General features: G+C 70.4%; 25 protein-coding genes. 13 read left to right on the forward strand and 12 right to left on the reverse strand.

Annotated features, from left to right (window positions below):
• Window positions 1-13 precede the first annotated feature (13 nt).
• From ACZ5WE_RS28895 to ACZ5WE_RS28910, 4 genes are all read left to right on the forward strand, one after another.
• Window positions 14-769, forward strand: a complete 756-nt coding sequence (locus ACZ5WE_RS28895) for an SDR family oxidoreductase (protein ID WP_467693294.1) — start codon at window positions 14-16, stop codon at window positions 767-769.
• 164 nt (window positions 770-933) lie between these two features.
• Window positions 934-2,544: an ABC transporter substrate-binding protein gene (locus tag ACZ5WE_RS28900; protein ID WP_467693598.1), complete on the forward strand. Its 1,611-nt coding sequence runs from the start codon at window positions 934-936 to the stop codon at window positions 2,542-2,544.
• A 109-nt stretch (window positions 2,545-2,653) separates the two neighbouring features.
• On the forward strand, window positions 2,654-3,337 hold the full coding sequence (gene ung, locus ACZ5WE_RS28905; protein WP_467693296.1) for a uracil-DNA glycosylase: 684 nt from the start codon (window positions 2,654-2,656) through the stop codon (window positions 3,335-3,337).
• A 103-nt stretch (window positions 3,338-3,440) separates the two neighbouring features.
• Window positions 3,441-3,929 carry a hypothetical protein gene (locus ACZ5WE_RS28910; RefSeq protein WP_467693600.1) on the forward strand — a complete coding sequence of 163 codons (489 nt, stop codon included), beginning with the start codon at window positions 3,441-3,443 and terminating at the stop codon, window positions 3,927-3,929.
• Window positions 3,930-3,986: 57 nt separating this feature from the next.
• Here the strand turns inward: ACZ5WE_RS28910 and ACZ5WE_RS28915 are convergent, their stop codons facing one another.
• On the reverse strand, window positions 3,987-4,445 hold the full coding sequence (locus tag ACZ5WE_RS28915) for a hypothetical protein (RefSeq protein WP_467693298.1): 459 nt from the start codon (window positions 4,443-4,445) through the stop codon (window positions 3,987-3,989).
• Between the two features lie 255 nt (window positions 4,446-4,700).
• On the opposite strand from ACZ5WE_RS28915, the gene ACZ5WE_RS28920 reads away from it, so the two are divergent.
• Window positions 4,701-5,606, forward strand: coding sequence for a Gfo/Idh/MocA family protein (locus ACZ5WE_RS28920; RefSeq protein WP_467693601.1), 906 nt, complete (start codon window positions 4,701-4,703; stop codon window positions 5,604-5,606).
• On the opposite strand, the gene lnt is transcribed toward ACZ5WE_RS28920, so the two are convergent.
• Complete coding sequence (gene lnt, locus ACZ5WE_RS28925) at window positions 5,530-7,206, reverse strand: apolipoprotein N-acyltransferase (RefSeq protein ID WP_467693300.1); 1,677 nt, start codon at window positions 7,204-7,206, stop codon at window positions 5,530-5,532. The two genes, ACZ5WE_RS28920 and lnt, sit on opposite strands and share 77 nt — an antisense overlap.
• An 89-nt stretch (window positions 7,207-7,295) precedes the next feature.
• Window positions 7,296-7,835 (reverse strand): nuclear transport factor 2 family protein, encoded by a 540-nt coding sequence (locus ACZ5WE_RS28930; protein ID WP_467693302.1) that lies wholly within the window; start codon window positions 7,833-7,835, stop codon window positions 7,296-7,298.
• Window positions 7,836-8,358: 523 nt separating this feature from the next.
• On the opposite strand from ACZ5WE_RS28930, the gene ACZ5WE_RS28935 reads away from it, so the two are divergent.
• On the forward strand, window positions 8,359-8,679 hold the full coding sequence (locus tag ACZ5WE_RS28935; RefSeq protein ID WP_467693304.1) for an HAD-IA family hydrolase: 321 nt from the start codon (window positions 8,359-8,361) through the stop codon (window positions 8,677-8,679).
• Here the strand turns inward: ACZ5WE_RS28935 and ACZ5WE_RS28940 are convergent.
• Window positions 8,676-8,855 carry a hypothetical protein gene (locus ACZ5WE_RS28940; protein WP_467693306.1) on the reverse strand — a complete coding sequence of 60 codons (180 nt, stop codon included), beginning with the start codon at window positions 8,853-8,855 and terminating at the stop codon, window positions 8,676-8,678. The genes ACZ5WE_RS28935 and ACZ5WE_RS28940 overlap by 4 nt on opposite strands.
• 248 nt (window positions 8,856-9,103) lie before the next feature.
• Between ACZ5WE_RS28940 and ACZ5WE_RS28945 the strand changes: the two genes are divergently transcribed.
• Window positions 9,104-9,934: a mechanosensitive ion channel family protein gene (locus ACZ5WE_RS28945; protein ID WP_467693308.1), complete on the forward strand. Its 831-nt coding sequence runs from the start codon at window positions 9,104-9,106 to the stop codon at window positions 9,932-9,934.
• 51 nt (window positions 9,935-9,985) lie between these two features.
• Here the strand turns inward: ACZ5WE_RS28945 and ACZ5WE_RS28950 are convergent, their stop codons facing one another.
• The gene (locus tag ACZ5WE_RS28950) at window positions 9,986-10,300 is read right to left on the reverse strand and encodes a DUF6401 family natural product biosynthesis protein (RefSeq protein ID WP_467693309.1); all 315 of its coding nucleotides are present in this window, start codon (window positions 10,298-10,300) and stop codon (window positions 9,986-9,988) included.
• 252 nt (window positions 10,301-10,552) lie between these two features.
• Here ACZ5WE_RS28950 and ACZ5WE_RS28955 point away from each other — a divergent pair, with 252 nt between their 5' ends.
• Window positions 10,553-10,795, forward strand: coding sequence for a chaplin (locus ACZ5WE_RS28955; protein ID WP_467693311.1), 243 nt, complete (start codon window positions 10,553-10,555; stop codon window positions 10,793-10,795).
• 54 nt (window positions 10,796-10,849) lie between these two features.
• Here ACZ5WE_RS28955 and ACZ5WE_RS28960 read toward each other — a convergent pair whose 3' ends face one another.
• Complete coding sequence (locus ACZ5WE_RS28960; RefSeq protein ID WP_344522200.1) at window positions 10,850-11,725, reverse strand: undecaprenyl-diphosphate phosphatase; 876 nt, start codon at window positions 11,723-11,725, stop codon at window positions 10,850-10,852.
• A gap of 199 nt (window positions 11,726-11,924) precedes the next feature.
• Window positions 11,925-12,629, reverse strand: coding sequence for a TVP38/TMEM64 family protein (locus ACZ5WE_RS28965; RefSeq protein ID WP_467693313.1), 705 nt, complete (start codon window positions 12,627-12,629; stop codon window positions 11,925-11,927).
• A gap of 113 nt (window positions 12,630-12,742) precedes the next feature.
• Between ACZ5WE_RS28965 and ACZ5WE_RS28970 the strand changes: the two genes are divergently transcribed.
• The 3 genes from ACZ5WE_RS28970 to ACZ5WE_RS28980 all read left to right on the forward strand — a co-directional run bounded on the left by ACZ5WE_RS28970 (window position 12,743) and on the right by ACZ5WE_RS28980 (window position 15,853).
• Window positions 12,743-13,441 carry a DNA alkylation repair protein gene (locus tag ACZ5WE_RS28970; RefSeq protein ID WP_467693315.1) on the forward strand — a complete coding sequence of 233 codons (699 nt, stop codon included), beginning with the start codon at window positions 12,743-12,745 and terminating at the stop codon, window positions 13,439-13,441.
• A 296-nt stretch (window positions 13,442-13,737) separates the two neighbouring features.
• The gene (gene tuf / locus ACZ5WE_RS28975; protein ID WP_467693316.1) at window positions 13,738-14,907 is read left to right on the forward strand and encodes an elongation factor Tu; all 1,170 of its coding nucleotides are present in this window, start codon (window positions 13,738-13,740) and stop codon (window positions 14,905-14,907) included.
• A 154-nt stretch (window positions 14,908-15,061) separates the two neighbouring features.
• Window positions 15,062-15,853 carry a spermidine synthase gene (locus tag ACZ5WE_RS28980; protein WP_467693603.1) on the forward strand — a complete coding sequence of 264 codons (792 nt, stop codon included), beginning with the start codon at window positions 15,062-15,064 and terminating at the stop codon, window positions 15,851-15,853.
• Here ACZ5WE_RS28980 and ACZ5WE_RS28985 read toward each other — a convergent pair.
• From ACZ5WE_RS28985 to ACZ5WE_RS29005, 5 genes are all read right to left on the reverse strand, one after another.
• Entirely contained in the window at window positions 15,815-17,140 is a 1,326-nt protein-coding gene (locus ACZ5WE_RS28985) for an MFS transporter (protein WP_467693318.1), read from the reverse strand. The two genes, ACZ5WE_RS28980 and ACZ5WE_RS28985, sit on opposite strands and share 39 nt — an antisense overlap.
• 82 nt (window positions 17,141-17,222) lie before the next feature.
• Window positions 17,223-17,525 (reverse strand): hypothetical protein, encoded by a 303-nt coding sequence (locus ACZ5WE_RS28990; protein ID WP_467693320.1) that lies wholly within the window; start codon window positions 17,523-17,525, stop codon window positions 17,223-17,225.
• Between the two features lie 122 nt (window positions 17,526-17,647).
• A complete protein-coding gene (locus tag ACZ5WE_RS28995) occupies window positions 17,648-18,685 on the reverse strand; it encodes a DUF8017 domain-containing protein (RefSeq protein WP_467693321.1) in 1,038 nt (345 codons plus the stop codon).
• A gap of 99 nt (window positions 18,686-18,784) precedes the next feature.
• A complete protein-coding gene (locus tag ACZ5WE_RS29000; protein ID WP_467693323.1) occupies window positions 18,785-19,819 on the reverse strand; it encodes a DUF8017 domain-containing protein in 1,035 nt (344 codons plus the stop codon).
• 79 nt (window positions 19,820-19,898) lie between these two features.
• Window positions 19,899-20,828, reverse strand: a complete 930-nt coding sequence (locus tag ACZ5WE_RS29005; RefSeq protein ID WP_467693325.1) for a DUF8017 domain-containing protein — start codon at window positions 20,826-20,828, stop codon at window positions 19,899-19,901.
• Window positions 20,829-20,924: 96 nt separating this feature from the next.
• Between ACZ5WE_RS29005 and ACZ5WE_RS29010 the strand changes: the two genes are divergently transcribed.
• Together ACZ5WE_RS29010 and ACZ5WE_RS29015 are read left to right on the forward strand one after the other, a co-directional pair.
• Entirely contained in the window at window positions 20,925-21,362 is a 438-nt protein-coding gene (locus tag ACZ5WE_RS29010; RefSeq protein WP_467693605.1) for a DUF4442 domain-containing protein, read from the forward strand.
• Window positions 21,363-21,582: 220 nt separating this feature from the next.
• Window positions 21,583-23,229 carry a carboxylesterase/lipase family protein gene (locus tag ACZ5WE_RS29015; protein ID WP_467693326.1) on the forward strand — a complete coding sequence of 549 codons (1,647 nt, stop codon included), beginning with the start codon at window positions 21,583-21,585 and terminating at the stop codon, window positions 23,227-23,229.
• The last annotated feature ends 55 nt before the right edge of the window (window positions 23,230-23,284 follow it).

The raw sequence follows: 23,284 nt of genomic DNA on the forward strand, positions 1-23,284 counted from the left end.
GAGGGATGCGGAGATGACTGTGCAGGACAGCGGAAAGGCCGCGCTCATCACGGGCGCCAGCCGTGGAATCGGCTACGGCATCGCGGAGGCGCTCGTCGCCCGGGGTGACCGTGTGTGCATCACCGGACGCAACGAGGACGCGCTCAAGGAGGCCGTCGAGAAGCTCGGCGCCGACCGCGTCATCGGCGTCGCGGGCAAGGCACACGACGAGGCCCACCAGGCGGTCGCCGTCGAGCGCGCCATGGAGGCCTTCGGCCGGGTCGACTTCTTGATCAACAACGCCGGTACGAACCCGGTGTTCGGGCCGATCGCGGAGCTCGACCTCAACGTGGCGCGCAAGGTCTACGAGACCAACGTGATCTCGGCGCTCGGCTTCGCCCAACAGACCTGGAAGGCCTGGCAGAGCGAGAACGGCGGCGCGATCGTGAACATCGCCTCCGTCGCGGGCGTCGCCCCCTCGCCGTTCATCGGCGCGTACGGCATGAGCAAGGCCGCCATGGTCAACCTCACCCTGCAGCTCGCGCACGAGTTCGCGCCCAAGGTGCGGGTCAACTCCATCGCGCCCGCCGTGGTCAAGACCAAGTTCGCCCAGGCGCTGTACGAGGGCCGTGAGGCGGAGGCAGCCGCCGCGTACCCCCTGGGGCGGCTCGGCGTGCCCGAGGACATCGGGGGCGCCGCCGCGTTCCTCACGTCGAGCCAGTCCGACTGGATCACCGGCCAGACACTCGTGGTCGATGGCGGCATCTTCCTCAATGCGGGCGTCAGCTGACGAAGGCCGAGGAATCGCCAGGTACGCCCTGCAAAAGGGACGTACACGCGCATCAAGTGCCCCGTCGGCGCCGCGAGTTGGCCCGGCGGGGCATTGCGATATTGTCTCCCGACCCATGGCATGGCCGATCGAGGAGCGTGCGCGTGTTCAGTGAAGTTCGCCTGGTGGCGGCGGCGGGTCTGCGTGGCCTGGCCGGTCTGCCCCGCCGGGGCCTGCGGCCGGCCGCTGCGCTGGTGACGATATCCCTGCTCTCGGGATGCGGAATCTTCTCTTCGGACGAGTCCGACGAGGAGCAGAAGATCACCGTCGGCACGATGAGTGCCCCCAGCACCCTCGATCCGGCCGCCGCCTGGGACAGCTCCTGGGAGCTGTACCGCAACGTCTTCCAGACGCTCCTGAGCTTCCCCAGCGGGGCGGCCGAGCCCGAGCCGGACGCGGCCGAGTCCTGCAAGTTCACCGACGCGACGAACATGGTCTTCTCCTGCGAGCTGCGCGAGGACCTCAAGTTCTCCGACGGCCACGCGCTCGACGCGAAGGCGGTCAAACACACCTTCGACCGCATGCGGCGCATCGACGTGGACGGCGGGCCCGCGGGTCTGCTCGGGTCGCTCGACTCGGTCGAGACGAAGGGCGACAGGACGGTCACGTTCCGGCTCAAGAAGCCGGACGCCACCTTCCCGTTCGTGCTCTCCACGCCCGCCATGTCGATCGTCGACCCCAGCGAGTACCCGGCGTCCAAGCTCCGCGATGGCACCTCGATCGCGGGCTCCGGACCGTACGCCCTGGAGTCGTACAAGGCCGGTGAGCGGGCGGAACTGGTCAAGAACCCCCACTACGAGGGTGCGGCCGACCGCAAGAACGACGCCGTAACGATCCGCTACTTCAAGAAGTCGGCCACCATGGTCGAGGCCCTGAAGAACAAGCAGATCGACGTCACCTTCCGTGGTCTCGCGGCGGAGGACATCGTCGGGATGCAGGCCAACAAGCACGCCCGTGAGGGAATCCAGCTCGTGGAGGGCTCGGGCACCGAGATCCGCTACCTGGTGTTCAACCCCGATGACCCCTGGGCCAGGAAGAAGCCGGTCCGTCAGGCCTTCGCCCAGGTCATCGACCGCCCGGCCATCGCCCACAAGATCTACCAGGACACCGTCGAACCGCTGTACTCGATGGTCCCCCAGGGGCTCACCGGGCACGGCACGGGCTTCTTCGACGACTACGGAGACCCCAGCGACAGCAAGGCCGCGAACATCCTCAAGAGCGCGGGCATCAACGAACCCGTGCCGCTCACGCTCTGGTACACGACCGACCGCTACGGTTCGGCGACCGCGGGGGAGTTCAAGGAGATCAAGCGGCAGCTCGAGCAGTCGGGCCTGTTCAAGATCACGCTGAAGAGCCGTCCCTGGACCGAGTTCGACGCGGGCACCAAGAAGCGCGAGTACCCGGTCTTCGGCCGTGGCTGGTTCCCCGACTTCCCCGACGCGGAGAACTTCATCGCGCCGTTCGTCGGTACGAAGAACGTGCTCAACACGCCCTACCCCTCGAAGGAGATCACCGACGAGGTGCTGCCGCGCTCGCGCCGTGAGGCCGACCGGGGCGCGGTGGCCGACGACTTCGAGCGGGCCCAGAAGCTGCTCGTCGACGACGCGCGGCTGCTGCCGCTGTGGCAGGGCAAGCAGTACATCATGGCGAGCGAGGAGATCGCGGGCGGCGAGCGCGCCCTGGACCCCTCGGCGATCATGATGATGTGGGAGTTGCAGCGCAAGACCAGCTGGTAGTCGGTCTCGGGACGTCGCGGGCGGCGTAGGCCGCGGGCAGCGGGGCGATTGTCAGTGGCCGCCGATAGGTTCTGTGGTGAGAAGTGACCGCACACCGGAGGTTGTTGACGTGACCGACATCGCCATGCTGCCCGCGTCCTGGCGCGGAGTCCTCGGCGAGGAGCTGCAGAAGCCCTACTTCAAGGAGCTCACCGATTTCGTCGAGGAAGAGCGGGAGAAGGGTCCCGTCTACCCTCCGCGGGACGAAGTGTTCGCCGCGCTCGACGCGACCCCGTACGACCAGGTCAAGGTCCTGGTCCTCGGCCAGGATCCGTACCACGGCGAGGGGCAGGGGCACGGCCTCTGCTTCTCCGTGCGGCCCGGCGTGAGGACCCCGCCCTCGCTGCGGAACATCTACAAGGAGATGCGGGAGGAGCTCGGCCACCCCGTGCCGGACAACGGCTATCTGATGCCGTGGGCCCAGCAGGGCGTCCTGCTCCTGAACGCGGTGCTCACGGTCCGCGCCGGAGAAGCCAACTCCCACAAGGCCAAGGGCTGGGAGAAGTTCACCGACGCGGTGATCCGCGCGGTGGCCGCCCGCCCCGATCCCGCTGTCTTCGTCCTGTGGGGCAATTACGCCCAGAAGAAGCTCCCGCTCATCGACGAGGAGCGGCACGTGGTCGTGAAGGGCGCGCACCCCTCGCCGCTCTCCGCCAAGAGGTTCTTCGGCTCGCACCCCTTCACCCAGATCGACGCGGCGGTGGCGGCGCAGGGCCATGCGCCGATCGACTGGCGCATTCCCGACCTGGGCTGAGGTCAGCTGATCGACACTGGATCGCGCCTGACCGTGATTGTCCGTGGGGGCGGATAGCGTCGAGAGCGGTCTTGACGATGGGCGTACGAGTGTGGAGGACCCGGTGGCGGAGCAGCAGGAGCAGGCGGCGGAAGACGCCATGATGACCCGGATCGGGCAGGCGGTCATGCTGCACCACGGGGGCGACCGCGAGGAGGCGCAGGGCCGCTTCCTCGGTCTGTGGGCGGAGATCGGCGAGGAGGGCGACCCGCTGCACCGCTGCACGCTCGCGCACTACATGGCGGACACGCAGGAGGACCCCTCCGACGAACTGGCGTGGGATCTGCGGGCGTTGTCAGCCGCGGACGAGCTCACGGACGAGCGCCTGCACGAACACCACGACGCGATCGCGGTCCGCGGCTTCTACCCCTCCCTGCACCTGAACCTCGCCGCGGACTACGCGAAGCTGGGGCGCCCCGAGGCGGCGCGCAATCACATCCGGCGGGCGCGTGGGGCGGTCGGGGCGCTGGGGGACGACGGGTACGGCGACGGGATTCGGGCGGCCATCGAGAGGCTGGAGTTGCAGCTGGGGGAGGGGAGCGAGGTGGAGTGAGGTGGGGGTGAGGCGGGGTGAGGGCTCCGCCGGCGGGGGCGGCTGTGCGCGGTGGGGTCAATGCCCGTAGGCGTTTTGGCAGATGACTGCCTCGGGGCTGCCCGGCTGCCAGCCGCCGTACTGCTTGCCGAGGGCGCAGAGGTCCGCGTTCGTGGGCAGGTCGGAGGGCGGAGCGGGCGGTTCGGCGGCCTCGGGCCGGTGGCCCTGGCGGCGCGGGGGCGGGTCCGAGCGCTGCGGGGGGAGCACTGCGGGGCGCTTCGCCGCAGGGACGGTCGGGGCGGTGCCGGTGGCGCGCGGCGCTGGGTCGCGAGGTGGTCCGATGAGCTCCAGTGCCTCGCGGGCGGGGGCTTCCACGACCCGCGGGCGGGAGTCGCCGTCGGCGCGGGGCGCCGGGGGCGGGGCGCTCGCGGCGGATGATCCTGGCGTGGGCTGCCGCTCGACGCTCACACAGCCGGAGAGGGCGGTGACCGCCACGGAGGCCAGGAGCGTGGCGGTGGTGGCCGTGGTTCTGTGCATTCGCGCAACTCTGAGGGGTGGGGGGTGCTTTCGGCGAGGGAACGGGGGGAAGTTGGCCCGCATGGGTGAGGGCGCCTCTGGCCGGCGGGGGGAGCGGGGGTGTTGGGGAGCCCGGCGGGTGGTGTTTGTCTGCGGGCTGACTCTGCTCTGCCCTGCCGCTTCGCGGCAGATCTTTCCCCGCCCACCCGCCGGTTTGCCCGGCAGTATGCTGCGGAGGCGGAACTCGTTCAGCGGTAGAGGAGAATCAGCACAGTGGTGAAGGTCGGATGTATCGGACTTGGTGACATCGCGCAGAAGGCGTATCTGCCCGTGCTCACCACCCTGCCGGGGGTCGAGCTGCACCTGCAGACGCGCACTCCCGCGACCCTCGCCCGCGTCGCCGGCGTCCACCACATCCCTGAAGAGCGCTGCCACACCGACCTTGACGCGCTTCTCGCCCAGGGCATCGACGCCGCCTTCGTGCACGCCTCGACCGCCGCCCACCCGGAGATCGTGACGCGGCTGCTCGAAGCGGGCGTGGCCACCTACGTGGACAAGCCCCTCGCGTACGAACTCGCCGACTCCGAGCGGCTCGTGCGCCTGGCCGAGGAGCGCTCGGTCAGCCTCGCCGTCGGCTTCAACCGCCGCTTCGCGCCCGGCTACGCCCAGTGTGTCGAGCACCCGCGCGAGCTGATCCTGATGCAGAAGAACCGCGTCGGTCTACCCGAGGACGTGCGAACACTCGTCCTCGACGACTTCATCCACGTCGTCGACACCTTGCGCTTCCTCGCGCCGGGGCCGATCGACCACGTCGGCGTACGCGCCCGCATCCAGGACGGGCTCATGGAGCATGTCGTGCTGCAGCTGGCGGGGGACGGCTTCACCGCGCTCGGCGTGATGAACCGGCTGAGCGGTTCCACCGAGGAGATCCTCGAGGTGTCGGGGCAGGACACCAAGCGGCAGGTGCTCAACCTCGCCGAGGTCATCGACCACAAGGGCCAGCCCAGCGTGCGGCGGCGCGGTGACTGGGTGTCGGTGGCCCGGCAGCGCGGCATCGAGCAGGTGGTGCTCGCGTTCCTCGACGCCGTGCGCGCGGGCAAGGTGCTCAGTGCCCGGGACGCGCTGGCGACCCATGAGCTGTGCGAGCGTGTGGTTCGTGCGGCTCAGGAGCAGGCTGCCTGAGCCGTCCCCTCGCCGACCCCCGCAAGGAACGGGCCCCCTCGGCCGCGCACAGCAGTGCCAGCACACCGAGTGCGGCGTGCACGGGCCAGTCGCCCAGCCTGACGTACGGCGTGACGCCCTTGGCCAGCGGGATGTCGTACGTCGCCGTGGCGCTCGCCGAGGTGCCGAGCGGCGCACCGACCCGCTCGCCCTTCGCGCCGTACACCGCGGAGACGCCGGTGAGCGTGGCGTGCACCATGGGGCGGCCTGTCTCGGCGGCCCGCACCGCCGCGAGCGAGGCGTGCTGCTCGGGCGCCCAACTGGACTGGAACGTCGAGGTGGACGACTGCGCGAGCAGCAACTGGGCGCCCTCACGCGTCAGATGACGGCTCATGTCGGGGAAAGCCGATTCGAAGCACACCAGCGGCCCGACCTTCAGGCCGTCCCCCACCTTCATCACCACCGGACGCTCACCGCGCCTGCGGTCCTCGCCCGCCGCCTTGCCCACGGACGTGGCCCAGCCGAGGAGCGAGCGGGCGGGGACGTACTCGCCGAAGGGGACGAGCCGCATCTTGTCGTAGCGGTCGCCGGTCGGGCCCTCGGGTCCCACGAGGACGGAGCTCTTGAAGATGCCCGTCTTGTCGGAGCGGCGGGCGTCCACGTTCACCAGGATGTCCGCGCCGACCTCCCGGGACAGCGCGGCTATCCGCCGGGCGACGTCCGGGCGCTCCGCGAGGTCGTAGCCGACGCTGCTCTCGCCCCAGACGACGAGATCCAGGTCCCGCCCCGCCAGGCCGCGGGTCAGTTCCTCCTCGCGCGCGAGCCGCCTGTCGGCGCCGCCGATCCCGTCTATGACACCCGGCTGGACGACGGCCACGCGCATCCGGCCCGCCGGCTCGGGGAGCGGCGCCCACGCCCAGGCGGATGTGGTCGCCGCGGCCACCGCCACGAGCCCGGCGGTGGCGGGGACGGCCCTGGCAGCGGCCGTACGTGCCGTACGGGTCGGGCGCGGGGCCCGTGCCGCGACGAGCGCTGCGACAGCGGTGTTCAGGGTGACGATCAGGGCGCTGACCAGCCACACCCCGCCCACCGACATCAGGCGCAGGGCGGGCTCGACCTGCCACTGGCTGGAGCCGAGCAGCCCCCACGGGCCACCGAGGCCCTCCCAGGACCTGACCAGTTCGACCATCAGCCAGCCGGACGGCAGGACCACCAGCGCGGCCGCGGTCCGCCCCGGTGAGAGCGCCCCGCCCAAGAGGCGCCGCACCAGCCAGCCCCACGGCGCCCACAACAGGCCGAGCAGCGCGGCGATGACGAGGGTGAACACATGGAGGCTCGGCAGCAGCCAGTGATGCACCGCCACCATGAAGCCGAGGCCGCCGAGCCATCCGTCGAGCGCCGCCCTGCGCCCGCTCTCCGCCGAGCGTGCCAGCAGGATCCAGGGCACGAGCGCGACGTAGGCGAACCACCACAGCGACGGCGCGGGGAAGGCGAGGGCCGGCAGCGCGCCGGCGAGGACGGCGAGGGCGCCGCGCCATCGGGGCGATGCGAGCGGCCCCGACGCCGAAGCAGCCGAAAGGCGTGGCCACCGCCGGCCCCGGTCGTCGCTGAGCGGATCCATGCAGCGCCTCCCTCGGTCCCCGACGCCCGTCGTGCCTCCAGTGTGCGCGCCGCGGACGATCTAGGACAGTGCGCCTGCGGTGCGTCTTCTCAGCCGGGCGTACGGGTCCGGGAGCGCTCCTGCATCTGACGCCACTTCTCCTGCACGGTCACCTGACGCAGCCGCCAGCCCTGGTGCGTGCGCAGAACCGTGAAGGCGTAGCGGCCGCCGCAGATGAAGTCCGGGGCCGAGGACTCCGCGCCGCCCCCACCTCCATCGCCGCTCCCACGATCACCCTCGCCCGCGCTCTCGCCCCCGGGGGAGGAGAAGCGCATCGGATTCACGTAGTCGGCCAGGACCTGCGCGATGTCGCCGATGTCCTGGTCGAGTGTCCCGAACCGCAGCCTCCTGTTGACGATCAGATGCTGGCGCATCGGGAAGAGCTCCATCGTGCCGGCCAGCCACCCGGCAACCTCGGCGGCGCTCGCGTCGATGCCGCCCGCCGAGCTGTAGTCGGCACGTCCGTCCGGGGTGAAGAGCTGCTGGTAGGCGTCCCAGTCGCCGTCGTCCACGGTCACTGCGTACTCGGTGATGAGGGAGTCGATGGCCAACCGGTCCATCACGGTGGCGAGTTCCACGCGCTGCGTCATCGGGTCAGTGTTGGGCACAGGGGGTTCCCAGCCAAGAGGTGTGCAGGAACGTGCCGGAAAGGGCGCGGGAACCCGGCGCGTATCGTGCGGTCGTCGAGGGGCGGGTTTGTGTCAACGGCCGTACGGTTCCCGGCGGTTGACCGTTCGTGCAAGCATGAACACTCCGAGCTGGGAGGCCCGGTGAAGAACGAGCAGCGCGACGACGCGTACAAACGGCAGGGCAACCGCAGGGAACTGACGGGGCGCCAGAAGCGCCGCATCGCGAGGAAGGCGCGTCAGGGCAAGGGCTGACCCGAAAGGTGAGCCCGCGCACACCCGCGGTGTACTGATCGACGTCGGCGGTGTGCTCGTCCGCGAGTACCTGCCCGCCGTCGCGGACGCCTGGGGCAGGCGACTGGGTATCCCGGCCGCCGCCTTCATGGCCGCCCTGTACGAGGGGGCGGCTCCGCACGGGACCGGACGTGATCGCCGAGCCGCGCCGGGAGCTGGTGGCCAGGGAGAGCTGGGACGAGGAGCTCGTGGCGTGCCTGCGCGGCCTGCGGAGGCGGGGCGTCCCGACCCCAGGGTCAGCAACACCTGGCCCGGCCTGCGCGAGCGGATGCCGGCCGGTGGCCTGGTGGACATCGCCGACCACCTCGTCCTGTCCTGCGAGGCCGGATGCGCCAAACCGGACCGGCGGATCTACGAGATCGCACTGCGGCTGCTCGCCGTCGAGCCCGCGCGGGCCTTGTTCATCGACGCCACCCCCGGCAATGTCACGGCGGCGCGGGCCCTGGGGATGGCAGGTCACATCTACACCCATACGGCGGAAACCCTCGCGCGCACAGGGGAGTTCACCGCCTAGGCCGCCTCGATGACCTCTTCACGTACGGCGGCGGCCCACTCCGTCACCAACTGTTCGTACTCACGGCGCTGTTCGGCCGAGAGGCGTCCTCCGGCACGCATCCACAGGCCGCGGATTCGCTCGTTCAATTCCGCGGCAGAGCGCACGGAACCACGGGGCTGAGGGGTTAAGGGCATGCGTCAAGCCTAGGGGATAGCTACGACAATCGGAACTCTCAGCTACTGGACAGATCCCCCACGTGAGCGGATGCACAGTGGCGCGGCACGTCACCCCCTGTCACCCGTACGGCGCATCACCGCGCAGTGCCCGGCCGTGGCCCCTGATATCCAGGGGAGAAGGGACGCGCCGGAAGCCGCGCGCCGTGGGGGATTCATCGCCCTGACGCTGTAGTGGCGGCCGGGGCCCACCGAGTGGAGGACCACTCATGTCCCAGCACATCAGTCTCTCCGTGGACTTCACCCAGGGCCTCAACGACGCCTGGTCGAAGGTCGCGCAATTCGTGCCGAAGCTGATCGGCTTCCTGGTCGTCCTGGCCATCGGCTGGTTCGTGTCGAAGATGATCGCCAAGGTCCTCGACCGGGTTCTGCGCAAGGTCGGCTCCGAGAAACTCGCCGAACGTGCGGGCGCTTCCCGGATGTTCGCGAACTCCAAGCACGACACGACGGGGATCGTCTGCAAGGTCGTGTACTTCGCCCTGCTCCTGGTCACCCTGCAGATCGCCTTCGGCGTCTTCGGAAGCAACCCGGTCTCCAACATGCTCGACGGCATCGTCGCCTGGATCCCGCGCGCCGTCGTCGCCATCGTCCTGATGGTCGTCGCCATGGCGGTGGCCAACGTCGTACGCGACATCGTCACCAGTGCCCTGTCCTCGATGTCGTACGGCAAGACCATCGGCACGATCGTCTGGGCCTGCATCGTCGCCCTCGGCGTGATCGCGGCCCTCGGTCAGGCGGGCATCGCCACGACGGTCACCCAGCCCGTCCTGTACGCGGCGCTCGCGGCCGGTGCGGGAATCCTGATCGTCGGCGTGGGCGGTGGCCTCATCGGCCCGATGCGGCAGCGCTGGGAGCGCTGGCTGAACACGGCGGAGCAGGAGACGGCCAAGGCCCGCGGCAGCGTCAGCGCGTACCAGGCCGGTCGGCAGGACGCGATGACCAACCAGCCCGTGGGGGAGCGCGAGCGCAGCGACATGCGCGGTGACATGCGCGGTGACACGGGCAGTCACATGCGTGGTGACATGCGCGACGACATGTGACCGGGCCGGGTCCTCACCGGTTCACGGGCCGGGTCCTTGCCGGTTCGCCGGTCAGGACCCGGAGGACTCCGGCACCAGGTCGTGCCGCCTCACCAGCCAGGAGATGGCGGTGAGGCGGCACACCGCGTAGTCGTGTCCCACCGGCTCCCGCCACCCGTTCTCGGACAGCGCGTCGAGGAACCCCAGGGCGTAGTCCGAGAGGAGCTCCGCGTCCGGCGTCGGCGGTACGAGCCCGGCCCCGCCCATCTCGAGCCGATCCCGCAGCTCCGCGACGTGCTGGTCCACGGCAGCCGTGAAACCGGGTTCGAAGGCGAACTCGGCGAAGCGCGGGGCGTACGAGGCGCTGATGCGGGCGAGGGGCGACATCCCTTCACCGTAGGGCGGCCAAACCCTCCTGAAGAGGGTCTTTAGGCATGCCATTGGTCACAACGCCCCCCGGTCGGGGGGCGAAGAGGACGATGCCGAGCGCGATCCGGCAGACGCCCGGAGTCGCTGCCCCGATACCCCCTCGGACGGAGGAATCCGTTCCTGCAGACGGGCCATGATCGTTTTATCTGCGTCCCGGACCGGTGAGGCCTCACAGCCGCACGATCCGTTTCCTCACCAGGAGGTACCCCCATGCGCATGCGATCGATCCTCGCCGCGACTGCCCTCACCGCTACCGCCGTCCTCGGGGGAGCCGGCGCCGCCGTAGCCGACCCCGGCCCGGACGCCGCCGCACATGTGGCGAAGTCTCCCGGCGTCCTCAGCGGCAACGCCGTGCAGGTCCCCATCGACCTCGGCCTCAACCTCTGCGGCAACACCGTCGACGTCATCGGGCTGCTCAACCCCGCAACCGGCAACAAGTGCAAGACCAACTGATCCACTCGCACCACGGCCCCGCCGCTCACGTCAGCGGCGGGGCCTTTCAGCTCCTCAGCCCGCCGACTCGCCCGCGTGCGGACTGAGCGCACCCGCTCCCACCAGGGCGAAGAGGACGATGCCGAGCAGGATCCGGTAGTACACGAACGGCATGAAGCTCTTGGTCGTGATGAACTTCATGAACCACGCGATGACCGCGTATCCGACGATGAAGGCGATGATCGTCGCGAAGATCGTCGGACCCCAGGACACATGCCCGCCCTCGCCCGCGTCCTTGAGCTCGAACGCGCCGGAGGCGAGGACGGCCGGGATGGCGAGCAGGAACGAGTAGCGGGCCGCGGCCTCGCGGGTGTAGCCCATGAGCAGGCCGCCGCTGATGGTGGCGCCGGAGCGGGAGACGCCCGGGATCAGGGCCATCGCCTGGCAGATGCCGAAGATCAGGCCGTCGCGGACGCCCAGCTCCTTGAGGCTCTTGCGCTCCTTGACGGCACGGTGCTTGGCGCCTGTCTCGTCGCGGGCCGCGAGGCGGTCGGCGATGCCGAGGACGATGCCCATCACGATCAGGGTCGTGGCGATGAGCCGCAGATCGCGGAACGGGCCCTCGATCTGGTCCTTGAACGTGACGCCGAGCACGCCGATCGGGATCGAGCCGACGATGACGAGCCAGCCCATCTGCGCGTCGTGGTCCGAGCGCGGCACCTTGCCGAAGAGGGAGCCGAACCACGCGGAGATGATCCGCGCGATGTCCTTGCGGAAGTAGATCAGCACGGCGGCCTCGGTGCCGATCTGGGTGATCGCGGTGAACGCGGCTCCCGGATCGTGCCAGCCCGCGAACGCCGCAGTCAGCCGCAGATGCGCGCTGGACGAGATCGGGAGGAACTCGGTCAGTCCCTGGACGAGCCCGAGGATGAAGGATTCAAGCCAAGACATGGAAACTGCGCCGTCCAAGTACGGATCATGGGCTGCGGGTGCGGTCATGTGATGGGAGATACGGGAGGTTTGAGAGCGAGGGGTGATCACTCCCTTGCCGGGGGCAGCGTAGCGTCACTTGGTTACGGGACCGTGGGAGGGCCACTGTCCGGGGCGTGGGACTCGGCTACGCCGCCGTGGCGTTCCGCTGCCGGGGGATCTACCGATCGCGCAGGTGGTGGCGCTTGAGCCACGCCACCACCGCACCCGCGAGACCCGTCACCGCGATGAAGCCCATCGCGATGAGGAAAACGGGGGATGTCGGAGTCGACGCGCGGGCGCCCGCGACGACGTACGCGGCGGTGTTCGGGATCGACCCCAGGCCGGTGGCGAGCAGGAACGGCAGCCATCCCATGCGGGAGACCGCCGCGCAGTAGTTGGCCGCCGCGAAGGGCACCCCGGGAAAGAGCCGTGCCGCCAGCATCGACCGGAAGCCGTGTCTGCTCAGCTGCCCGTCGGCAGCCTTCAGCCAGCGGCCACGGAGCAGCGGGCGCAGCGCGTCCTGCCCCAGCATCCTGCCGAGCCCGAAGGCGATCCCGGAGCCGAGGACCGTGCCCGCGAGCGCCGCGGTGAGGCCCGCCTGCGATCCGAACAGGGCTCCTGCCGCCAGATTGAGCAGCGGACGCGGCACGAACGCGGTGGTGCACAGGCCGTACGCGACGGCGAAGACCACCACCGCGGCGGCGCCGCCGAGCTGCGCGGGCCACCCGTTGGAAAGAAGCCGCTGCGGCTCGAAGAGCAGCACGCACGTCCCGGCGGCGGCGAGCAGAGCCACCAGCAGGGACAGCCGCGACCACGGCGAGAACAGCACCCTGGTGCAGCGCTCGGCGAGTCCCTGCGGGCGGGCGGCGGCAGAGTCGAACATCCGGGGAGACTAACCGACAAATGTGTGTGATCGCCGTATGGTGCGTCTCACGGGCGTCACAGTTCCGGCGTCTCAGTTCCGGCTTCACGGATTTCAGTTCCGGGGTGCGTCCCATGAGCGTGACAGTCCCTCACAGCGACCTGGCCGACACCGTCATGCAGCGGCTCACCGCGACGTACGCGGCGGCTGCCGATCCCACGCGGGCCGCGCAGGCACAGGCGTACATGAGGAACATCGCGCCCTTCCTCGGACTGCCCACGCCCCTGCGCCGCGAACTGTCCCGCACGGTCCTCGCCGGGCTCCCGCGTCCCGACGAGTCGGACTGCGCGGCGATCGCGCTGCGCTGCTGGCGGCTGCCGGAGCGCGAGTACGCGTACTTCGCCGTGGACTTCCTGCGCCGCCACGTGAAGCGCCTCTCATCGGGCTTCCTGCCGGTCGCCCGCCAGCTCGTGGCGACGGCGTCCTGGTGGGACACGGTCGACGCGCTCGCCGCGCACGTCGTGGGCGGCCTGGTCGCCGCCGACCCGAAGCTCTCGGCCGAGATGGACGCCTGGATCGAGGACGAGGACCTGTGGGTGGCCCGCACCGCCCTCCTCCACCAGCTCCGGTACAAGGACACCACCGACACCGAACGCCTCTTCGGCTACTGCCTGCGGCAGGCCGGGCACCCCGACTTCTTCATCCGCAAGGCCATCGGCTGGTGTCTGCGGGAGTACGCCAAGACCGATCCGGTGGCCGTACGCGAGTTCGTCGAGCGGGAGCGCGGGCGGCTCGCGCCGCTCTCGGTGCGCGAGGCGCTGAAGAACCTCTGAGCGGTGAGCCCTCGGCAAGAACCGCTGACCGCAGCGGACTTCGCGCGGTGCCAGGTGAAAAGCATTCGACGTACCCCCGCCCGTCGGCAATGATCTGCGACATGTTCCGGTACGCCTTCCTCGCAGCTTTGACCGCGGTCGCGGTCGCTGCGAAGGCTGCCGTCCTCCTCCACGCCGCACTTCCTGTCGACGGCGCCCGACGCTGACCCTCCCCGGACACTCCGGCGGACCCCACAGGGGGAGGGTCGGTTCGGCCACCGGGGTCCTCAGCTTCGAGTTCCGGAGAAGGAACCGCCATGTCCAAGACGGCTTACGTCCGCACCAAACCGCACCTCAACATCGGCACGATGGGCCACGTCGACCACGGCAAGACGACCCTGACGGCCGCCATCACCAAGGTCCTCAGCGAGCGCGGCACCGGCACGTTCGTGCCCTTCGACCGCATCGACCGCGCCCCCGAGGAGGCGCAGCGCGGCATCACCATCAACATCGCGCACGTCGAGTACGAGACAGACACCCGGCACTACGCGCACGTGGACATGCCGGGCCACGCCGACTACGTCAAGAACATGGTCACCGGCGCCGCGCAGCTGGACGGGGCGATCCTCGTCGTCTCCGCGCTCGACGGGATCATGCCGCAGACCGCCGAGCACGTCCTGCTCGCCCGCCAGGTCGGCGTCGACCACATCGTCGTCGCGCTCAACAAGGCGGACGCCGGTGACGAGGAGCTCACCGACCTCGTCGAGCTGGAGGTGCGCGAGCTGCTCTCCGCGCACGGGTACGGGGGCGACTCCGTCCCGGTCGTACGGGTCTCAGGGCTGAAGGCGCTGGAGGGCGACCCGCGGTGGGCCGCCGCCATCGAGGCGCTGCTCGACGCGGTGGACACCTATGTGCCCATGCCCGAGCGGTATGTCGACGCGCCGTTTCTGCTGCCGGTGGAGAACGTGCTCACCATCACCGGGCGCGGAACGGTCGTCACCGGAGCAGTCGAGCGCGGCACGGTGCGGATCGGTGACCGGGTGGAGGTGCTCGGCGCCGGGACGGAGACCGTCGTCACCGGGCTCGAGACCTTCGGCAAGCCCATGGAGTCCGCGCAGGCGGGCGACAACGTGGCGCTGCTCCTGCGCGGCGTGCCACGCGACGCCGTGCGCCGCGGGCAGGTCGTGGCGGAGCCGGGGAGTGTCAGTCCCAGTCGCCGTTTCACGGCGCAGGTGTACGTCCTGTCGACCAAGGAGGGCGGACGGTCGACGCCGATCGCGACCGGCTACCGGCCGCAGTTCTACCTCCGCACCGCGGACGTGGTCGGCGACGTCGACCTCGGCGAAGCCGCCGTCGCCAGGCCCGGCGACACCGTCACCCTGACGGTCGAGCTCGGCCGCGACATGCCCCTGGAGACGGGCCTCGGCTTCGCGATCCGCGAGGGCGGGCGCACCGTCGGCGCGGGCACGGTGACCGAGGTCGGCTGACGCCGGTGCCCGCCTTCCTCGGGGACCCACCCTTGAGGGAGGCGGGCACAATGGAGCGGTGACTGAGGACGAAAGCGCGGACGAAGGCGCGGATGAACGCGCGGACGAGGCCATACCCGTCATCAAGGACGTGGACCATGGCACCGCCAAGCTGATGCCGGACGTGGACCGGCCCCGCGCCTGGCTGCTCACGGTCGACGGGGCCCCTCAGTCGTACGTCGATCTGGACGTGCCCACGTATCTCGAGTTCGAGTACGCGCAGCGGCTCGCGCACGTCCTCGACACCGCCGACAACCCCGAACGCCCGCTGGACGTGATCCACCTCGGCGGCGGCGCGCTCACCCTGCCCCGCTACGTCGCCGCGACCAGGCCGGGCTCGCGGCAGGACGTGGTGGAGGCGGACCGGGGCCTGCTCGAACTGGTCACCGAGCGGCTGCCGTTGCCGCCGGAATCCGGGATCACGGTGCACGGTGCGGACGCTAGGCAATGGCTGGAGGAGACGGCTCCGGACAGCACCGACGTACTCATCGCCGATGTGTTCGGCGGCTCGAGGGTGCCCGCCCATCTCACGTCGGTGGCCTACGCGCGCGCCGCGGACCGGGTGCTGCGCGCGGGCGGCCTCTACGCGGCGAACCTCGCCGACGGGGCGCCGTTCGCCTTCCTGCGCTCCCAACTCGCCACCTTCGCCGACGTGTTCGAGGAGGTCGCGCTGATCGCCGAGCCGAACGTGCTGCGCGGCCGCCGCTTCGGCAACGCGGTGCTCGTCGCCGCGCACGAGCCCATCGACCTCGACGCGCTGACCCGCCGGACAGCGGCCGATGTCTTCCCGGCGCGTGTCGAACACGGCGCCGCGTTGCGCCGGTTCATCGGTGCTGCGAGGCCGGTGCGGGACGAGGACGCCGTCGCGTCACCCGAGCCGCCCGAGGGGGCCTTCAGCATCGGCTGAGGCAACCGTGGGGTCGACCGCCGGGCCGGCTGTGGGTGCGGGCACCTTCGCGATCTCCTTCGACGCCACGCGCCGCGTCAGATTGCGTACGTCCGGCACGAAAAGCACCAGCGCCGTCACCACGACCACCAGTGCCGCGCAGCCCCACAGCGACGCCGAACGCCCGAAGGCGAGCTCCGCCGGGCCGGCGAGCGCCGTAGCGAGCGGGACCATCGCGATCGAGCCGAACCAGTCGTACGCGGAGACGCGCGACAGTTTCTCCTCGGGGATCTCCTGATGCATCACCGTCATCCAGGAGACGCCGAACACCTCGATCGCGACGCCGCTGACGAACATCACCACCGCGAGCCCCCACACCGGCAACGGCACCGCGAGCGCCGCCGACGGCGCGGCCAGCGGGAAGACGCAGAGGGTGCCCGCGAGCAGCAGGCGCCGCGGCTTCCACCGCATCATCAAGAACGCGCCACCGACCGTGCCCGCGCCGAACGCCCCGAGTGCCAGGCCCCAGGGCCCCGCGCCACCGAGCTCGTCCCGGGCGACCAGCGGCCCGAAGACCGCCTCGGCCGCGCCGACCACCGCCACCACCACGGAGAACTGCGCGACGATCGCCCACAGCCACGGCCGGCCGGTGAACTCCCGCCAGCCCTCCCGCAGATCGGAGAGCAGCCCGCCGCCGGGTTCGCGCACCGGTATGTGACTCACGTCGAGGAACGAGCGCAGCGCCGCGGCCACCGCGAACGCCGCCGCGTCCACCGCGAGCACCCAGCCGGGCCCGACCGCGGCGACCATCAGGCCGCCGAGCGCCGCGCCGCCGAGCCCCGCGCCCTGCATCGCCATGCGGTACAGCGCGAAGGCGCGGCTCGCCTGCTCGCCACTGACGGACGACATCAGCATGCCTTCGGCGGCCGGCCCGAAGAACGCCTGGCCGGTGCCGCCGAGCGCGGTGAGCAGCATCATCGACCACAGCGGGGGCGTGCCCGAGATGACGAGCACCGCGAAGACCGCCTGCGAAAGGCAGTTGAGGGCGTTGGCCGCGACCATCACGTGGTGGCGCGGCAGTCGGTCGGCGACGGCACCGCCTATGAGCAGGAACAACACGAGCGGCAGCGTGCGGGCCGCCGCCACCAGTCCCACGTCCCCGCCGTCACCGCCCGAGTCGAGCACGGCGAACGCCGCCGCGATCAGGGCGCCGTGGCTGCCCAGGTTGGTCACGATCGCGGCGGCGGTCAGCAGGCTGTAGTTGCGGCCGGCCCAGGCGGGGCGAGTGGAGGAGGTGGAGTCACGCACTTCCGCACTATCGTCGCTGGAGCCACCTCATGACAAAACGAATTCAGGTGCCTCGCGCCTCGCCCGCCCGAGGGCCCCTCCGTCAGTACCGGCGAAGGTGGCCCGAATACGCCCAGCCGGACTTCGAACTTCCGACGTGGTCGACCTTGTACCAGACGTTGCCCTTGCTGTTGGTGCACTTCTGCGAGGTGACGACCTTCGAGCCCTTGTTGAGGAACCCTCGCAGAGTGGCTCCCTCGCTGAAGCCGTTCCTGAGTGGTGTGCCGTCGACGGTCTGCATCCGCTGCTGGAGCGGATTGCACCGGAAGCCGTCGGCCGACGCCGTGCTCGCGCCCGCCATGGGTGCGGCGACGCCGAGAACGAGTGTTGCCACGAGTCCGGTCACGACCCGATTTTTCATCAATCCTCCGTTGGTTCTGTACTTTTCATGCAAACGCCTCCGCGCAGGGCGGAGGCGAGTCTGTTGGCCCGCGTCGCAGAGTTCCGGCCTGCTTCGGGCCGAGCCGATCAGGACCCCGACGAGTCCTCGTGCAGCCGCACGGTGTTGAGGATCTTCTTCACCAGGGCATCGCTGACCTCGTCCTTGACACCCTTGGCGCCGTACAGGGTCCACGCCACGAACTCGCCGTCGGCGTTCTTGAAGGCGAAGGTCGTGGCCTTGCCGTCCGAGTCGCACTTGTCTTCCTTGACGACGCCGGACGTCGTGGAGGTGGCGACGCTGCCCTTGATGCCCGACGTGGTGGTGAACGACTCCACCTTGCCGACCTTGATCTTCTTCTTGTCGGCCTTCTTCTGGCCCGTGTAGCCGCCGAAGACCCACCACGCCGAGTCGTTGCGGGCTACGTCCTTGGTGTTCTTGGCGCCGTTCTGGCCCTTGGTGCCCACGGCCGCGAGTGAGGTGTCCTCCTCCTGGCCGTCCTTGTCATCGTCGTACGAGCACCACTTCTCCTTGAGGATCGCAGGCGCCGACATGGTGATGAGCTGGCTGCCGTCACCCTTCTCGGCGTCCTCGAAGGCGATGAAGGTGTCCGCCGACTGGACCGCCCAGTCCGGGGGGACGTCGAAGGCGGTGCCCCACTTGGGGTTCACCACGACATTCCAGCCCTCGACCGTCGGCTTCAGGCCCGCGTCGGGGCCGCGCTCGCTGCCGCCGTCGTCGGTCGGGCTCGGCTTCGAGGACGCGGACTTGGCGGGAGACTTCTTGTCCGGCTTCGCGTCCGCCTCGTCGTCCTTGTCGCCGCCGAGCACGAGGAAGCCGGTGACGCCGGCGGCCACCAGGACGGCGAGCGCCGCGACGATCGCGGTGATCTTCGTCTTGTTTCCGTCCCCGCCCCGACCGCCGCCCGGCTGGGGCGGCATGGGCGGCGGCGTGGGCGCGGCCCACTGCGGCTGCTCCGGCTGCGAGAAGGCCCCCGAGTGCGGCTGCTGCTGGTATCCCGGCTGCTGATACGGGTTCGGCTGCTGGTACCCCGGCTGCTGGTACGGGTTGGGATTCTGGTCCTGCGGGTTCTGCTCGCCCCCGGGCGGCTGCTGTCCTGGCCACATGGGCAGTAACCATAGAGGGGCTTGTGGCCTGATGTCATCGCTGCCCCCGCGGTGGGGACAGCACATCGGGCCATAAGCCCCCGCGGGGTACGAAACGGCTCAGGATTCCGTGGGATCCCCGGCCAGCCGGACCGTGTTCAGGATCTTCATCACCGTCGCCTCCGGGATCTCGTCCTTGACGCCCTTGGCGCCGTAGAGACTCCAGGCGACGTACTCACCCTCGGAGTTCTTGAAGCCGAAGGTGATCGCCTTGCCGTCCGAGGCGCACTTGCCCTTCCGGGGCGTATGCGTGGAAGAGGCCCGCGCGATGCTGCCCTTGATCCCCGACTGGGTGGTGTACGGCTTGGCCTTCTTGTCGAAGGTGAGGCTCTTCTTGTCCGGCTGCGTGTACCCGCCGAAGACCCACCACGGCACCTGGTTGACCGCGACCTCGTCGGTGCTCTTCGCGCCGTTCGCGCCCTTGGTGCCGACGGCGCCGAGGGCGGTGTCGTCCTTCGTGCCGTCCTTGTCGTCGTCGACGGAACACCACTTGGACTTGTAGTACGCGGGCGCCGACATGGTGATGAGCGGCTTCGCCTCGGCGCCCTTGCTTCCGTCCTCGAAGGCGATGAGCGTGTCGGGGGTCTGCACCTCCCAGTCGGCCGGGACGTCGAAGGCCGTGCCCCACTTGGGGTTCACCACGACCTGCCAGCCCTTGACCACCGGCTTTTGGCCGTTGTCCGTGCCGCGCTCGTCCTCGCCGCCACCGGTCGCCGGGTCCGGCTTCCTGGAGGCGGAGTTGGCGGGGGACTTGTCCGGCTTCGCGTCCGCCTCGTCGTCCTTGTCGCCGCCGAGCACGAGGAAGCCGGTGACGCCGGCGGCCACCAGGACGGCGAGCGCCGCGACGATCGCGGTGATCTTCGTCTTGTTTCCGTCCCCGCCCCGACCGCCGCCCGGCTGGGGCGGCATGGGCGGCGGCGTGGGCGCGGCCCACTGCGGCTGCTCCGGCTGCGAGAAGGCCCCCGAGTGCGGCTGCTGCTGGTATCCCGGCTGCTGATACGGGTTCGGCTGCTGGTACCCCGGCTGCTGGTACGGGTTGGGATTCTGGTCCTGCGGGTTCTGCTCGCCCCCGGGCGGCTGCTGTCCTGGCCACATGGCGGGAAACGATACGGGGTCATGAAACCGGGGCGGCGCGGCAACCCTTGGTGGCAGGGCCCCTGATGGGGCGGGTTGATCAGGATTCGGACCCGTTGTCGTATTCACGCACCGTGCTGAGCATCTTCTTCACGGTCGCGTCCGGAACCTCCCCGCTCACGGCCTTGGCTCCGAAGAACGACCACGAGACGAACTTCCCCCGGGAGTCCTTGAATCCGAAGGTGGTCGCCTTGCCGTCCGTCCGGCACTTGTCCGTCTTCTCGACGCCGGAGACCGAGGACGTCGCCACGCTGCCCCGGATGCCGGACTCGGTGGTGTACGACTCCACGGCGCTGGTCTTGATGCTCTTCCGGTCGGGCTGGCTGTACAGGCCGTACACCCAGGTCGCGGAGTTCTCCTTGGCGATCTCCTCGGTGCTCTTCGCGCCGCGGTTGCCCTTGCTGCCGGCCTCCGCGAGCGGCGTGTAGTCCTTGATGCCGTCCCGGTCGGGATCGCTCGCGCACCACTGCTTCTTGAACACGGCAGGCGCCACCATCCCGATCAGGATGCTGTCCTCGTCGTCAGCCTCCCCGACGGCTTCCACCCAGTCGCGCGACGTGAGCTCCCACTCCGGGGGTGCGTCGAAGGCGATGCCGCGCTCGGCGTTCACGACCGTCTTCCAGCCCGCGATCGTCGGTTTCGGCCCGCGGCCGACACCGCGGTCGTCGGTGCCTTCGGATCCGGTCGACCCGGGAGAGGCGGACGACCGCGTCGGGCCGGGCTTCGCGTCGTCGTCCTTGTCGCCGCCCAGGACCAGGAAGCCCGTCACACCGGCGGCCACCACGACCGCAGCCGCGGCGACGAGGGCGATGACCTTGGTTCTGCTGCCGCCGCCGCCCTGCGGTCCCTGAGGTGCGCCGCCGGGAACGGCGGGCGCGTTCCAGGGTCCTGGTTGCTGATATCCCGGCTGCTGGTACGGATTCGGCTGCTGGTTCGGCCCGCCCCCGGGCTGCTGCTCTCCTGGCCACATGCGCAGCAACGATAGGTGACGGCGATCTACGCGGAGCAGGCTCCTGGCCAAAGAACGCTACCGGTGGGTAACATCCCGCCCATGAGCGCTGACCAGATGTCGATAGGCGAGATGCTCGCCGCCACCGTGCCGATGGCCCGGACCCTGAACCTCGAGTTCCGCGAGACCACGCCCGAGAAGGCCGTGGTCGCCCTGCCCGACCAGGGGGACTACCACAACCACGTCGGCGGACCGCACGCCGGAGCCATGTTCACGCTGGGGGAGTCGGCGAGCGGCGCGATCGTGCTCGCCGCGTTCGGCGAGCAGCTCTCGCGGGCCGTGCCCCTCGCCGTCCGCGCCGACATCGCGTACAAGAAGCTCGCCATGGGGCCGGTGACCGCCACCGCGACCCTCGGCCGCCCGGCCGCCGAGGTCGTCGCCGAGCTGGACGCGGGGCAGCGGCCTGAGTTCCCGGTGGCGATCGCGATCCAGCGCGAGGACGGCGCCGTGACCGGCGAGATGACCGTCGTCTGGACACTGCGCCCCAATAACTGAGTCGCGTACGGGCGTTCGCTTCCGTACGTTCTTTGAACACAGCGGCGTCGCGCCGGCCGGGCCACGGGGGTCCCGACCGGCGGGGCGTCGCTCCTCGTGACTCCAACTTCGTGACTCCATCCAGCCGTTTCGGCCCGCCTTCCGTTCATGTCATTGACACGAGTCAGTAGTGGTCATAGTTTCCGGCCGCCAGGGTTGACGTCTTCAAGGGAGTCGCCGCATGAGACGCACGGGACGCAAGCGAACTGCCCGAACCACCCTCACGGTCATCGCCGCCGCGGCGGCCCTGCTCGCCCCGCACGCCGCACAGGCAGCCCCGAAGGACGCGACCCGGACGGGCGGCGGCAGCACGCTCGTCCGTACGGACGCGGGCTGGCTGCGCGGCGAGTCCACCGCCGAGGGGCGGCAGTTCCTCGGCATCCCGTACGCACGGCAGCCGGTCGGCGACCTCCGCTGGAAGGAGCCACGTCCCGCCAAATCCTGGCAGGGCGTGCGCGGTGCGACCTCCTTCGGCAACCGCTGCGTACAGACCGCGAGTTGGGACCCGGGCTATGAGAACCCCAGCCACACGGAGGACTGCCTCGACCTCAACGTCCACGCACCCAAGGGGCAGTACAAGCAGCGTCCCGTCCTGGTCTGGCTGCACGGCGGCGGGCTCACCGCGGGCGCGGGCGAGGACATCGTGCCCGACACCTTCGCCCGCCGCACCGGCACGGTGGTCGTGACCGTCAACTACCGCCTCGGCGCCATGGGTTTCCTCGCGGGCAGGGGCCTCGACAGTGAGGCGTCCGATCACGTCTCGGGCAACTACGGCATGCTCGACCAGCAGGCAGCGCTGCGCTGGGTGCGCGCCAACATCGGCAGGTTCGGCGGTGACCGGCAGCGCGTCACCATCGCGGGCGAGTCCGCGGGCGGCCGCTCCGTGTGCACCCAGCTCGCCTCGCCCGCCGCCAGGGGCCTCTACCGCGCGGGCATCGTGCAGAGCGGCGCCTACGGGGACTGCGCCGCCCGGGAGCGCGACGAGGCGCTCGCGCAGGGTGCGGCGTTCGCGAAGAAGGCCGGCTGCCCCGACCCGGCGGCCGCCCTCGCCTGTCTGCGCCGAAAGCCCGCCGAGGAGATCCTCGCGGCGCAGGGCGGCTTCGACTGGGCGCCGGTGATGGGCGGCGACTTCCTGCCGGTCCAGCCCGAAGAGGCGTACGAGAGGGGGAGCGCCTCCCGGGTGCCCGTCCTGAACGGCGCTAACAGCGACGAGGGCACACTCTTCGCCTACGGGCAGTTCGACGGACAGGGCAAGCCACTGACCGAGGAGCAGTACCCGGGCGCGCTCACCCGGACGTACGGCGCGGAGCTGGGCGCCAAGCTCCTGGGGCGCTATCCGGTGTCCGGGCACGCCTCGCCGACGCACGCGTACGCGGCCACTCAGGGCGACCGGATGTTCGCCTGCCCGGCGCTGCGCATGGACAGGTCGCTCGCCGGCCGCGGCCCCGTCTACGCCTACGAGTTCACCGACCGCACCTCGCCGCCCTTCGCCTCGATCCGCGACGCGGGCAGGACGTTCGACTTCGGGGCGACCCACGTCAACGAAGTGCAGTACCTCTTCAAGCACTTCGGGCTCGCGTCACCGCTCAACAGGGAACAGCGGGCTCTGGCCCGGCAGATGGTCCAGTACTGGGGCTCCTTCATCCACGGTGGTGCGCCGCGCGCCGATGGCCAGCCCACCGCGCCCGACCAGCGGACGCAGCCCGGCCAGGTGCTCTCGCTGCGGGCCGCCTCCGCGGGCGGGAACGAGCTGAGCGGCGCCGTGGCCCGCGAGCACCGGTGCGACCTCTGGGACCGCGAAGGCTCCCGCCCGGCCGACGCCGGCTGAGCGGGTAGGCTGCCCGGCGTGCGCGATCTTGGGGGGAACGCGCACGCCGGGCACA

This window comes from Streptomyces sp. NPDC033180 (genome assembly GCF_055577645.1).